This is a genomic window from Erythrobacter sp. JB2-19 (assembly GCF_057365005.1).
Map to the genome: position 1 here is coordinate 1,168,906 of NZ_CP200290.1, position 13,072 is coordinate 1,181,977.

Annotated in this window: 12 protein-coding genes; 4 read left to right on the top strand and 8 right to left on the bottom strand. The window is 58.4% G+C overall.

What is annotated here, in order from left to right; genetic code table 11:
• Position 1: 1 nt before the first annotated feature.
• From AC0V6O_RS05605 to AC0V6O_RS05620, 4 genes are all read right to left on the bottom strand, one after another.
• A complete protein-coding gene (locus tag AC0V6O_RS05605) occupies positions 2–871 on the bottom strand; it encodes a F0F1 ATP synthase subunit gamma (RefSeq protein ID WP_486142258.1) in 870 nt (289 codons plus the stop codon).
• Between the two features lie 23 nt (positions 872–894).
• A complete protein-coding gene (atpA, locus tag AC0V6O_RS05610) occupies positions 895–2,424 on the bottom strand; it encodes a F0F1 ATP synthase subunit alpha (protein ID WP_486142260.1) in 1,530 nt (509 codons plus the stop codon).
• Between the two features lie 12 nt (positions 2,425–2,436).
• Positions 2,437–2,991, bottom strand: coding sequence for a F0F1 ATP synthase subunit delta (locus AC0V6O_RS05615; protein WP_486142262.1), 555 nt, complete (start codon positions 2,989–2,991; stop codon positions 2,437–2,439).
• A 176-nt stretch (positions 2,992–3,167) separates the two neighbouring features.
• Positions 3,168–3,557 carry a DUF1304 domain-containing protein gene (locus AC0V6O_RS05620; protein WP_486142264.1) on the bottom strand — a complete coding sequence of 130 codons (390 nt, stop codon included), beginning with the start codon at positions 3,555–3,557 and terminating at the stop codon, positions 3,168–3,170.
• A gap of 132 nt (positions 3,558–3,689) precedes the next feature.
• Between AC0V6O_RS05620 and AC0V6O_RS05625 the strand changes: the two genes are divergently transcribed.
• A complete protein-coding gene (locus tag AC0V6O_RS05625) occupies positions 3,690–4,517 on the top strand; it encodes a TauD/TfdA dioxygenase family protein (RefSeq protein WP_472638364.1) in 828 nt (275 codons plus the stop codon).
• A gap of 28 nt (positions 4,518–4,545) precedes the next feature.
• Here AC0V6O_RS05625 and AC0V6O_RS05630 read toward each other — a convergent pair whose 3' ends face one another.
• Positions 4,546–6,132: a S1 family peptidase gene (locus AC0V6O_RS05630; protein ID WP_486142267.1), complete on the bottom strand. Its 1,587-nt coding sequence runs from the start codon at positions 6,130–6,132 to the stop codon at positions 4,546–4,548.
• Between the two features lie 80 nt (positions 6,133–6,212).
• Here AC0V6O_RS05630 and AC0V6O_RS05635 point away from each other — a divergent pair, with 80 nt between their 5' ends.
• Positions 6,213–7,259 (top strand): bifunctional transcriptional activator/DNA repair enzyme AdaA, encoded by a 1,047-nt coding sequence (locus AC0V6O_RS05635; RefSeq protein ID WP_486142269.1) that lies wholly within the window; start codon positions 6,213–6,215, stop codon positions 7,257–7,259.
• 38 nt (positions 7,260–7,297) lie between these two features.
• On the opposite strand, the gene AC0V6O_RS05640 is transcribed toward AC0V6O_RS05635, so the two are convergent.
• Entirely contained in the window at positions 7,298–7,930 is a 633-nt protein-coding gene (locus AC0V6O_RS05640) for a glutathione S-transferase family protein (RefSeq protein WP_486142271.1), read from the bottom strand.
• 141 nt (positions 7,931–8,071) lie between these two features.
• Between AC0V6O_RS05640 and AC0V6O_RS05645 the strand changes: the two genes are divergently transcribed.
• Entirely contained in the window at positions 8,072–8,452 is a 381-nt protein-coding gene (locus AC0V6O_RS05645) for a nuclear transport factor 2 family protein (protein ID WP_486142273.1), read from the top strand.
• A 9-nt stretch (positions 8,453–8,461) separates the two neighbouring features.
• Here the strand turns inward: AC0V6O_RS05645 and AC0V6O_RS05650 are convergent, their stop codons facing one another.
• Together AC0V6O_RS05650 and AC0V6O_RS05655 are read right to left on the bottom strand one after the other, a co-directional pair.
• Positions 8,462–10,024: a cryptochrome/photolyase family protein gene (locus AC0V6O_RS05650; protein WP_486142275.1), complete on the bottom strand. Its 1,563-nt coding sequence runs from the start codon at positions 10,022–10,024 to the stop codon at positions 8,462–8,464.
• A 45-nt stretch (positions 10,025–10,069) separates the two neighbouring features.
• Positions 10,070–12,238, bottom strand: coding sequence for a primosomal protein N' (locus AC0V6O_RS05655; RefSeq protein ID WP_486142277.1), 2,169 nt, complete (start codon positions 12,236–12,238; stop codon positions 10,070–10,072).
• A 176-nt stretch (positions 12,239–12,414) separates the two neighbouring features.
• On the opposite strand from AC0V6O_RS05655, the gene fsa reads away from it, so the two are divergent.
• Positions 12,415–13,068, top strand: a complete 654-nt coding sequence (fsa, locus tag AC0V6O_RS05660; RefSeq protein WP_472645637.1) for a fructose-6-phosphate aldolase — start codon at positions 12,415–12,417, stop codon at positions 13,066–13,068.
• The last annotated feature ends 4 nt before the right edge of the window (positions 13,069–13,072 follow it).

Genomic DNA, 13,072 nt, shown 5'->3' on the forward strand with positions numbered 1-13,072 from the left:
CTTACAGCGCTTCTGCGCCAGCAATAATTTCGATAAGTTCGGTGGTAATCGCGGCCTGGCGGCTGCGGTTGTATTGAATTGTCAGTGAGTTGATGAGGTCGCCGGCATTACGGGTCGCATTGTCCATGGCGGTCATCGAGGCGCCTTGTTCTGACGCCTCACGCTCTAACAGCGCGCCGAAGATTTGCGTCTTCACGTAGCGCGGCAGCAGCTCTTCAAGGATTTCCTCTTCGCCTGGCTCATACTCGACCACAGCATCGCTGTCCTCAGTGACCTCAGGCGAGGGGACCGGGATAAGCTGAGTGGTGGTTGGGTTTTGCACCAGTGCCGATTGGAAATCCGGGCGGATCAGGTGAGCCACGTCAAATGCGTCGGTATCGAACATCTCGACTAGCTCAGCTGCAATCGCGTCTGCTTCTTCAAAGCCCGGAGTGCGGACGTTTGAGGTATCGAAATGCTTGGCAATGCCATCGGGATATTCGCGCTTGATCGGCGCGCGGCCTTTTTTGCCGACGAGGTAGAAGGAGACGTCTTTGCCTTCAGCTAACAGCTTCTTCGCCTGAATCTTTGCCTCTTTGACCAGGTTTGAGTTCAAACCACCGCACAGGCCCTTATCCGTGTTGACTAGCACCAGCATATGACGCTGGTTCTTGCCATTGCCAGCGAGCAGGCGCGGTGCACCGTCGCCGCTCACCTTGCTGGCGAGCGAGGCCATAACGGCAGAGAGCCGCTCTGCATACGGGCGCGCAGCTTCAGCAGCGGCCTGCGCACGGCGCAATTTCGCCGCTGCGACCATCTGCTTGGCCTTGGTGATCTTCTGAGTCGATTTAACCGACCCGATCCGATCCTTGAGTTCCTTAAGTGAAGCCATTGGCTATCCCCTGGGCTTATCCCTTACGCGAACTGCTTGGCGAAGGCTTCGAGCGCTGCGACGGTCTTGTCCTTCACATCGCCTTCGAACTTCTTGCTTTCGCGGATTTCGCTGAGGATGTCGGCATGCTCAGAGCGGATGAAGGCAAGCAATTGCTCTTCGTAATCGTTCACGCGCTCAACCGGCACATCATCAATATAGCCGTTGGTGCCAGCGAAGATCGACACGGTTTGCTCTTCGAACGGCATTGGCGAGAACTGAGCTTGCTTGAGCAGCTCGGTCAGGCGTGCACCGCGGTTAAGCAGCTTTTGCGTCGAGGCATCGAGGTCTGAACCGAACTGAGCGAAGGCCGCCATTTCGCGGTATTGCGCCAGGTCTAGCTTCATCGAGCCAGAAACCTTCTTCATCGCCTTGGTCTGAGCGGCGCCGCCAACACGGCTAACCGAGAGACCCACGTTAATCGCAGGACGGATGCCTTGATAGAACAGGTCGGTTTCAAGGAAGATCTGACCATCGGTGATCGAAATGACGTTGGTTGGAATATAGGCCGACACGTCGCCCGCTTGTGTTTCAATGATTGGCAGAGCGGTAAGCGAACCGCCGCCATTGTCGCCATTCATCTTCGCGGCGCGCTCTAGCAGGCGGCTGTGAAGGTAGAAAACGTCACCAGGATAGGCTTCGCGGCCTGGAGGACGGCGCAGCAGCAGCGACATCTGACGATAAGCCACAGCTTGCTTGGAAAGGTCATCATACACGATCACGGCGTGCATGCCGTTGTCGCGGAAGTACTCGCCCATCGCGCAGCCGGTGTAAGGCGCGAGATATTGCAGCGGAGCAGGCTCAGATGCGGTCGCGGCGATGACGATGGAATATTCCATCGCGCCGTTCTCTTCGAGCTGCTTCACGATTTGAGCAACGGTCGAGCGTTTCTGACCAACGGCAACATAGACGCAGAAGAGTTTCTTCTTGTCGTCGTCGCCGGCGTTGATGCCTTTTTGGTTGATGAAGGTGTCGATCGCGACAGCCGTCTTACCGGTTTGACGGTCGCCAATGATCAGTTCGCGCTGGCCGCGGCCAACCGGGACAAGAGCGTCAATCGCTTTGAGGCCGGATTGCACTGGCTCGCTGACCGATTCGCGCGGGATGATGCCCGGCGCCTTCACTTCAACGCGCTGGCGTGAAGCGGCTTCGATCGGGCCCTTGCCATCGATTGGGTTGCCGAGAGCGTCGACCACGCGGCCGAGCAGGCCCGGGCCAACCGGAACGTCCACAATGGTACCGGTCCGCTTAACGCTGTCACCTTCTTTAATCTCTGCGTCAGAGCCGAAGATCACGACACCGACATTGTCCGCTTCGAGGTTGAGGGCCATGCCCTGAACGCCGTTGGCGAATTCGACCATCTCACCAGCCTGAACCTGGTCGAGGCCGTGGATACGGGCGATCCCGTCACCAACGGAGAGAACGGAGCCGACTTCGCTGACTTCAGCTTCGGTGCCGAAATTGGCGATCTGGTCTTTGATGACCTTGGAGATTTCTGCTGCGCGGATTTCCATGTTCGTAGTCCTTTAGGCCTTCATTGCCTGGGCGAGAGAATTGAGACGGGTACGGATCGAGCCATCAATGCGCTGCGATCCAATAGTGACGACAAGCCCGCCAAGAAGCTCTGGGTCGACGCTGGGGTTCACTTTAACAGTGCGGCCTTCGCGTGCGGTCAGTCTGTCCTTGAGGGCTGAAAGTTGTTCGGCGCTGAGCGGGTGAGCGCTGGCGACATCGGCGGTAACTTCGCCGCGCTGAGCCGCTGCGATCATCTGAAACGCGCGGATCATGTCCGGCAAAGCCGACAGACGGCGATTACCGGCGAGTACGCCGAGAAAGTTCTGAGTGAGCTCGCTGAGGCCGAGGTGGCCGGCGACGCCTTTAATCGCTGCGGCCTGCTGGCTGCGCGAAAGCTCTGGGTTGGTTGTGACAGCGCGCAGCTCAGCCGAATCGGTGAGTGCAGCGGCGAGACCTTTAAGGTCTGTCTCGACAGCGGTTACAGTCCCGTTTTCTGCTGCCAGCTCGAAAAGAGCTGAAGCGTAACGTCCTGCAAGGCTAGCCTGAATACCGGCGGAAATATCCACGCGTTTAAAGTCCTCTTAGGTCTATCGAAAAAACGATGCATCGCTTTGTCTGTTCCAGAGCCCAAATTGGTCTTCCGGCAAAGCTGGCGCGCGCCTAGCATCGGGTGTGAGGTGATGCAAGCCGAGTCCGCTCTTATTGGTTGCATCTTGTGCAAACCAGCTTGCGTCCTTTGGCTTTACGACAGCTGGGGCCTTGCATTGAGGCGCCCGATAAACAGGCAGATCATGGCGGCAAAAGCTGGCGCAGTTTGGATTATCGCGATCCTTGGGGAAACTGTGAATGCGCCGAAGAGGCCAGCGGTTGCCACGAATGCCAGAAAACAAAAGGCGACATTGGCCTGCCATTTCGCGTCCTTGATCAGCAGGGACCAGATCAGGCCCGCCGCCAAGAATCCATTATATAGTCCCTGGTTCGCTGCCATTGCTATCGTCTGCGAGAACAGTTCCGCTGGGAATGCTGGAAAGACGCGTGGTCCGCGTGCCTCCCAGGCAAAAATCTCAAACCATGCGATGTAGATATGCAGAGCGGCGATGAGACCGATCAGCACCTTGGCGAGCTTTAGCATTATGTCGCTCCCTAAATTAGGTCGGGCTATGTCTACACGTCGTGTGCGTAACGTGAAGCGTTAGGTGATTTGCCGGGGCAAACTTGCGCTCAGATCAATTTCTTTTAGAAACGGATCGGAGGAGAGGCAAAAATGCACCATACAAAAATGGCGCCGCAATGCGGTGTAGAAGTTTCCAGCGTCTCGTTGGCAGATTGCAGCGATTCTGAACTGCTTGAGATCAAGCAGACGATCTATGAGCACGGCGTTGCTGTGTTTCGCGATCAGGATTTTTCGCCAGAAGATCACATCAAATTCGGTCGCCGTTGGGGCGGTATCGATGTGAACAACTATTTCCCACTGCAGGAAGATTTCAATGAGATCGCTGTAGTGAAGAAAGAGGCCGATCAATCAACCAATATTGGCGGCGCATGGCATACGGACCATTCCTATGACCAAATCCCTGCAATGGGTTCTGTCCTGGTGGCTCGCGATCTGCCGCCAAAGGGCGGGGACACGATGTGGGCGCATATGGGCGCGGCGTACGACGCATTGTCTGATGATCTCAAAGCAGAGATCGAAGGGTTAGAGGCGTACCATACTGCCGATCATGTCTACGAGGAAGGCGGCCTTTACGCTCAGACGGATATGGGAGAGCATCTGCGCGGTCAGAACCTAAAGACCGGCGCTGTGCATCCGGTGGTGATCCGTCATCCTCAAACAGGCCGCAAGCTGCTCTATGTAAATAGCGGCTTCACGATCAATTTCGTGGGTCAAACGCGCGAAGAAAGCCTGCCTTTGCTCACCAAACTGCTCGATGCTGCGCTGACCGATGACAATCAATGCCGCCTGCAATGGGCACCAGGCACGGTGGCCATCTGGGACAATCGCACTAGCTGGCACAATGCGATGAACGATTACGCTGGCCACCGCCGCGAGATGCACCGCATCACTTTGAGTGGGGAAGCGCTGGCTGCTTAGTCACACAAGCGCTCTGGAGGAGGGGAGCCTACTCCTCTCCATCCACGGCATCGCCGCCGGTCGTGCCCGCCGAACTGGCGCGAGATTCGCAGGTATAAACCAGCCGCTCATTTGGGCGATCCGGGAGCAACGCAAGAACGCCGGATTGCTGCTCACCCAATTGGCTCGCCGCGTCGGTGACGCCGCAGGATGCAGGCTTATATTTGGAACGCGCTTCACGGGCATCCTGCATTGGGCCTTGGCGTAAGAGATAACGGTCGGTTTGGAATATTCGGGTTTGCGGATCGTATGAGTTTACTGAGACCGCCGCTTCGTCATTGGGAACGAACACGCGCGACCATTGGCCGCCCGCAATGCCATACTGCGTACGCCCATTGACGCAGCCATCAGCGGCCCAGTCAAACTCAACATCATCGGTCCGGGCTCCAGTCACGCGGCTGCGCTCTGGAATGAAGGTGCACAGCAGCGTACCATCATCAGCCAGCGAGGAGGGATCATCGCTCGCGGGTGCTTCTGCTTCCTCCATCGCGGCGGCGACCCGTTCCTCAATCTCGGAGAATGCCGGGCGAGTGATCCAAACGATCATCGTTCCGATCAAGGCTGCACCGCCAATTCCGGCAACAATCATAACCTTATTGCCGGTCGCCCCATCACGGCGCGCCTGATAGGCGATATAGCCGCAGCCAAGCGTAATCACCGCGAGCAGCATGGCGAGAGCCATGGCATTGTCGCGTTCCTCCATCACTTCAAACTGCGCCAGGCGCATGGCGGCGGCTCGTTTGTCAGCCAGCTCAGCCTCGCGCGCAGCGACCAATGCGCGGGCCTCGGCGCGTTCTTGCTCAAAACGGTCGCGTTCAGCAGCGTTCAGCTCGTCGATCGAGCGGCATGGCAGGGCATTGGTGCGCGGCTCTATGTCATTCGCGCGCAGGAAGGGGAGTAGTTCGCGTAAGGATACTGCGAAGTAAAATTCTGCATCTGATCCGTCCGAATCCGCGCCGAATGAATTGACGCCGAGCACGCGTCCGCAACCATCGAGCAGTGGGCCGCCAGAGTTGCCGCGCGCAATCGGGGCGGTGTGCAGGATGGTATCAAACTGCCTGCTAGGGCGCTCACCAGATAAGAAGCCTCTGCTTTTCACCGGCGGCTGCGCACGGAAGATGTCGCCAAACTCCAGCCCTTGGGCAACGTCGACGTTCATCGGATAACCCACGGCTGAGACTTCACCCATGTCGCCGCTGCGCGCGCCGGCCAGCGTGAGCGGTGGAAGGCGGAGTGAACCCTCGGTGATTTCGATCAGCGCCAGATCATTGCGCGGGCTAACCGCTATGGCCCGGCCAAAGCCGCCTTCTTCACCTTCTGTGGGGACAATGCCAATCCGCAATGTGTCATCCTGCAATGCTTCACGCACGACATGAGCATTGGTCACGATCTTCGTTGGGCTGACGGCAAACCCGCTGCCATGGCTGATCGGAAAGACCTCTTCGCCATCGCTGCCGATGATGACCACGCGAACAACGCCTCTAGCAGCGGCGTCAACATCGCCAGCATCGGCCTGAGCGCTGATGGGAGTTAGCAGGACAAAGAAGCCCAGCAGGGCAAAGAGAATGCGGTTCATACCCGCGTATTTGCCGGGCATTCACTTTGACCGCAAGCTTCGGGATGTGACTATCTGCGCATTCAGCTAAGACAGATGGCATGAGCGAGAACGAAATCCCCTTTGAACAAGCCTGGGCAGCCGTGAAGCAGCGCGATCGCAGTTTTGACGGACGGTTTGTGACCGGCGTGCTCACGACAGGCATCTATTGCCGCCCATCATGCGCCGCGCGGCATCCGTCGCCTGCAAATGTCCGGTTTTTCGCAACCGGTGCCGAGGCACGAGAAGCCGGACTGAGAGCGTGCAAGCGGTGCTTGCCCGATGATGTTGGACGGGACGAAGCGGCGGTGCTGGCCGCGATTGACGAGATCAAGGCTTCGGAAGGCAGGCCGACTTTGGACGATTTGGCTGAGCTCACGGGCTATTCACCGACACATTTTCAGCGCGTGTTTAAGCGCGCCACAGGTCTGTCGCCGGCGGCTTATTCGCGGGCACTTCGCGAGGAGCGGGTGCGCGAGGCCCTGGGCGAAGAGGCTTCGGTGACTGAGGCAGTTTACGAGGCGGGATATTCCGCCCCCTCGCGGTTCTATGATGAGACGAAAGGTAGGCTGGGCATGTCGGCAAAGGATTGGGCGGGCGGCGGCGCGGGGCGCACCATACATTGGAGTGTGATTGGGACCTCGCTTGGCGAGATGCTGATCGCGGCAACCGACAAAGGCGTTTGCTGCCTGGCCTTTAACGAGGGCAAGGAAGAGCTGCGCGCACGCTTCCCTAAGGCTGAGTTGATTGCAGGCAGCGGCGAGTTCTGCGCCCTGTTCGATGAGGTCACCAAAGCGGTCGAAGACCCGAGCATAAATGCTGCGCACATTCCGCTCGATGTGAAGGGCACCGCATTTCAGCAGAAAGTCTGGCAGGCCCTTCGCGAAATTCCTGCTGGTGAAACGCGCAGCTATGGAGAGCTAGCCGCAGCGCTTGGCAACCCCAAGGCCAGCCGCGCAGTGGGCGGGGCCAATGGCGCGAACAATATTGCCGTGCTGATCCCGTGTCATAGGGTCGTCCAGGCGGATGGCTCAATCGGTGGATATGCCTATGGGCCGGAGATTAAGGGCGAACTGTTGCGGCGAGAAGGGGGCACGCACTTGCTCTAATTTTTTTGCTTCATGTGTCCCTTACAGGGCCTTCTTACCTAGTCTAATTTCGGCGGAAAGCCTGGCTCTGCTTTGGCCATAGCCGCTTGGTAGGCATCGCGCGCGCCGATCCGTTGCAGATATGCTTTAAGGTTGGGCATGTGGTCGATGCTCATGTCATTGAACGCGCGCGCTGTGGTCAGCGAGAAACCCATCATGATGTCGGCCGTCGTCAGCTGCGATCCGCCGAAGTAATCCGCTTCGCCTAGTCGGCGCTCAATCGCTGCCCAGGCATTGGTGATGCGCTTCATTAAAGGCGGCGGCATTTCCGCGCCAACCGCGTTTACGGCGATGCTCATCATGCCATTGGTCATCAGCGTCGCATTGGCAAAGTGGAACCAATAGAGGTGATCGGCAAAGTCGGGGCTGTCCGCGCCTGGAACCAGATTTGTGCCGGGTGCATATTTGCCGACTATATACTCCACGATTGCACCGCTCTCACCCAGCAACGTGCCGTTGTCCTCGATCAGAGGGGCGATCTCCATCGGGTGCAGCGCTTTCAATTCCGCCGGGGCCAGCCGCGTTTCCGGATCGCGATTGTAGAGCTTGAGATCATACTCAATTCCCAGCTCTTCACACAGCCAAACGATGCGTTCGGATTGCGAAATGCGAAGGTGGTGGACGGTCAGCATGGTCAAAAGCTCCCAATGTGTTTGCGCGGCGAGCTTTTGCGCTAGGGATGAGGATTGTCGAGCCTTTTGTGGCAATACGCGCGATTGGCTGGGGCATGCTGACGCTTCTCAAGCGTCGCAAAGACAGGTAACATTGCGGCCATGAATGCATCTGACCTTGCCGAGCAATTGTTTCACGCCTTTGAGAATAACGATCTGGAGCGTGCGCGCGAATGCTGCGCCGAGAACTTTCGCGGATCACAAAATGGCGGACCCGAAATGGACCGCGATCGATTGCTGCAATTCACCGGGGTGGTGAATGCGGTTGTTCCTGATTTTCGCTACGAAGAGGCGATCCGCTCGGCGACCGAAACCGGCTTTGTCGAAGAGCACCGGGTTCGCGGAACTCTGCCCGATGGTAGTCAGATCGACCTGATGGTGTGCGTTGTTGGTGAAGTCTCAGATGGCAAAATCACGGTGCTGCGTGAATATGTCGACACAGCGGCTGCAGCTGGCCTGATGAAGGCGCTGTCTTCAGCCTAACTCTGCCGCCTAATCGCGCGCCCATCCATCGCGAGCGGGTTCTAGTGTCTTGAGGAACTTCTCTGCGCTGGAGAGATAATCGTCTTTCTTCTCATCACCTATTCGGTCCCAGGTGGCATATATCCTGCCGATGCGGTGATTGCTCGACAGACGGTCGCGGTGGCGGTCCATAAAATGCCAATAGAGCGGATTGAACGGGCATGCGCCTTCGCCCGTCTTCTTGCTAACGGAATAGCTGCATTCTTTGCAGTAATCAGACATTTTATTGATGTAATTGCCGCTCGCCGCATAGGGCTTGGTCGCCAGCGCACCGCCATCGGCATAGAGGATCATACTGGAGACATTGGGCAGCTCCACCCATTGATAGGCATCAGCATAAACGGCCAGATACCAATCCTGCACAGCGGATGGAGAGATTCCGGCCAGCAGGCAAAAATTGCCGAGCACCATTAGGCGTTGAATGTGATGCGCGTGGGCGTTTTCTTTGGTCGAACGGATGCAGTCCGATAGGCAGCGCATGTCTGTCTCGCCGGTCCAGAAAAACTCGGGCAGGGCGCGGGTTGCCTCCAGATCATTGACCTCTTCAAGGCTTGGCATAAAATGCCAGTAGAAACCCCGGATATACTCGCGCCAACCGATGATTTGGCGGATGAAACCCTCGACCGAATTGAGCGGCGCGTGGCCTTCTTCATAAGCTTTCTCAGCGCGTTGACACAAAGTGATCGGATCGAGCAGTCCGCAATTGATGCTGGTTGAGAGCATAGAGTGATACAGGTCGTCTGAGCCGAAAACCATCGCGTCTTGATAGGGGCCAAAGTTCTCGATCCGCTCGGCGAAAAATGCATCGGCGGCCTGCTCCGCCTCGGCGCTGGTGACGGGCCATTCGAACGGTTCCAGATCGCCGAAGTGATCAGAGAATTTTTCCTCAACCAGGGTCAATACTTCGCGGGTGATTTCATCGGGTTTAAACCTCGGCCTGGCGGGTGCTTTCATGTCGCCTTTGGGCGGTTCGCGGTTCTGCTTATCGAGGTTCCATTCGCCGCCTTTCGGTTTGCCATTGTCCAGCATCAGCAGGCCGGTCTTGCGGCGCATCTCACGATAAAAATGCTCCATGGTGAGGTGCTTGCGCCCCTCGGCCCATTCTTCAAATTCTGCGTGCGAGCAGAGGAACCGATCATCCGGCAATATTTCGACTTCGCAAGCGAATTTGTCGGGCCATTCCTCGATGGCTTGTTGCACGCGCCACTCGCTTGCCTCGACCACATGGACCGCGCGCGGATCGTGCCGCTCAATTGCGCGGGCAACTTCGCCCGTGAAGCTGCCGGAATTGTTGCCGTCGGTCAGCTTCACATAGTCGACCTGCCACCCTGCTTCTTTCAGCTCTGCGGCGAAATGGCGCATAGCGGAGAAAATGAGCGCGATCTTTTGCTTGTGATGTTTTACGTAGGTCGCCTCGTCCCAGACCTCCATCATCAAGATGACGTTGTCGTCCTTGGCGCGGCCACGTAGGCTGGCGAGCGTGCGGGTTAGCTGATCGCCGAGGATGGGGATGAGGATTGGGTTGGATGCCATGGGCCTTCTAATGCTCAGGCATAGAAAAAGTGCCGAACTGTTTGCTTAAACGAAGCTATATGGATCGATATCGACGCCGACGCGCAGGCCGGGCGGGAAATCATGCGTGTCCAGCCAGCCGCGAATGACCTTTTGTAAGTTGGCGGATCGCCGTGCGTTTACGAGGAAGCGATAGCGGTAGCGGCCGCGCAGCAGAGCCAGCGGAGCGGGCGCAGGCCCTAAGATGTAGAGATCGTTCTGCTCTGGCCGCGTATCGCCCAGCCGCATGGCCGCGGCGCGCGCTTCCCTCTCATCCTCGCTCGACAAGATGATCGCGGCCCACCGGCCAAAAGGCGGCGCGCCTGCATCTTTGCGTGCCTCGGTTTCAGCCTCGTAGAACGCATCGCGGTCGCCCGCTTCGAGCGCGGCGATGACCGGCGAATCCGTATGCCGGGTCTGGATCAGAACCTCGCCCGGTTTTGCTCCGCGCCCAGCGCGTCCAGCAACCTGGGCAACCTGCTGATAGGTGCGCTCAGCCGCGCGCAAATCGCCGCCTTCCAGACCGAGGTCAGCGTCAACCACACCAACCAAAGTCAGCTCTGGGAAGTGGAAGCCCTTGGTCACCAGCTGTGTGCCGACGATCACGTCTATCGCTCCGCCTTCTGCCTGAGCGATGAAGTCAGCGGCGCGTTCAGGCGATCCCAAAGTGTCGGATGTGGCGACCGCGACGCGCGCCTCGGGAAACAGCTCAGCGACTTCATCCGCGATGCGCTCAACCCCCGGACCGCAGGCGACGAGGCAATCCGGCTCTCCGCATTCTGCGCATTCGGCGGGCACCCCTGTTTCGTGCCCGCAATGATGGCAGGCGAGGCGGGCGGACAGGCGATGCTCCACCATCCACGCGCTGCAATTGGGGCATTGATACCGGTGCCCGCAATTGCGGCACAGGGTCAGCGGAGCAAATCCGCGGCGGTTTAGAAACAGCAGCGATTGCTCGCCCTTTGTCAGACGATCTTCGAGCGCAGCGACCAGCGGTGGAGCCAGCCAGCGCCCGCTGCCCGGCTGTTCCTGCGTCAAATCAACCAGGCGAATTTTGGGCAAAGTCGCGCCGCCAAACCGGCTTGGCAGTTCCAATCGCTCGTAAATGCCAGTTGACGCCATATGCAGACTTTCGAGCGCGGGGGTCGCACTGGCGAGCACCACCGGAATTTTCTCAAACCGGGCTCGCATCACCGAGACATCGCGGGCGTTGTAGCGCACGCCTTCGTCCTGTTTGAAGCTGACCTCATGCGCTTCGTCGACAATGATCAGACCGAGGTTCGCATAGGGAAGAAACAGTGCCGAGCGAGCGCCCACGACAACGCTTGCCGTGCCGTTTGCAATGGCCCTCCACGCCCGCCTGCGTTCAGTGGATTTGAGTGACGAATGCCACAGCACGGGCGGCGTGCCAAAGCGCTGCTCAAAGCGCACCAGGAAATTCTCCGTAAGGGCAATTTCGGGCAGCAGCACAAGCACTTGCCGTCCCTGCCGGATGGCTTCGGCAACGGGCTCAAAATAGGCCTCTGTCTTGCCCGATCCGGTCACACCATCGAGCAGAAACGGGGCGTATTCCCGCGCTGCCACCGCGTTCACGAGGCGATCGGAAACGTCCGCCTGATCAGGGGAAAGGTCGGGCACCCAATGTTCAGGATCGGCGGGCGGGAAGGGGCGATCAATCGCAACCGTCACCGGCTCGATCAGTCCTGCATTCACCATCCCGCGCAGCACGCCTTCTGATACGCTGGCGATCCCGGCAAGCTCGCGGATAGTGCCTTGCTCGCCCACCAATGTCTCAAGTGCCAGCTTGCGCTGCGGCGTCATACGGCCTGAACCTTCCGATCCGCTCAAGCGGTACTCGGTCATGGTCGCAGGGCCACCCAGCGCACCGCCGCTTGAGAGGACCATTCGCGCGACACTGGCCGGCGCAGCGCAGTAATAATCAGCAGTCCACTCGATCAGCCTCCGCAGCGGCTCTGACAGCGGCGGCACCGGCAGTACTTCTCGGATCGCGCGCAATTTGCTGGGGTCAAACTCGCGGCCTGGCAAGCGTCCCTCATCCCATACAATGCCGGTGACCGTGCGCGGGCCGAGCGGAGCCAGCACCACGGTTCCCGCAGGCGCGCTGACCCCTTCAGGCAGCTTGTAATCAAGCGGGCCAAGCGCGGCATTGAGGACAAGGAGGCGGATGCGGTTCATGATCGGCCTTTAATATGGGCGCGGCTGTCGACCATCGGCAAGGTGCGGCTGCGCAATAATCATCATATTGGTGACATTACCGTGGAGAGCAGACGCTTGCACGGCTGGCCAGCGTGTCCGCGCTATGCCAATCAGGTTTGGCGATTCGTGATCTGCCACCAGGAGCCTGAGACGAGATGAAATTCTTTGCCGACACTGCCGAAATTGACGACATCAAAGAACTGGCTGCGACCGGCCTGCTCGATGGGGTCACCACCAATCCGTCACTGATCCACAAGTCGGGCCGTGACTTTATGGAAGTGACGAAGGAAATTTGCGGGATCACCGACGGCCCCGTGTCGGCAGAAGTCGTCGCGCTAGATCACGAAACCATGATGCGCGAGGCGGAGGTGCTGCGCAAAATCGCGGACAACGTCTGTATCAAAGTGCCGCTGACGATTGATGGGTTGAAGACATGCAAGGCGCTGACCGGGGACGGCACCATGGTCAATGTGACTTTGTGTTTCTCTGCCAATCAGGCGCTGCTCGCGGCGAAGGCTGGTGCGAGCTTCATCTCGCCATTTGTGGGCCGCCACGACGATAATGGTTTTGACGGAATGGACCTGATCGAGGACATCCGCCTGATCTACGACAATTACATGTTTGAGACCGAAATTCTGGTCGCCAGTGTGCGCCACGTCACCCATGTGCTCGAAAGTGCGAAGATCGGGGCCGACGTTATGACCGCGCCGCCCAAAGTGATCAAAGCCCTGTTCAATCACACGCTGACCGACAAAGGCATTGATGCGTTTATGGCGGACTGGGCGAAGACGGGCCAGAAGATCGTCTGAGCTG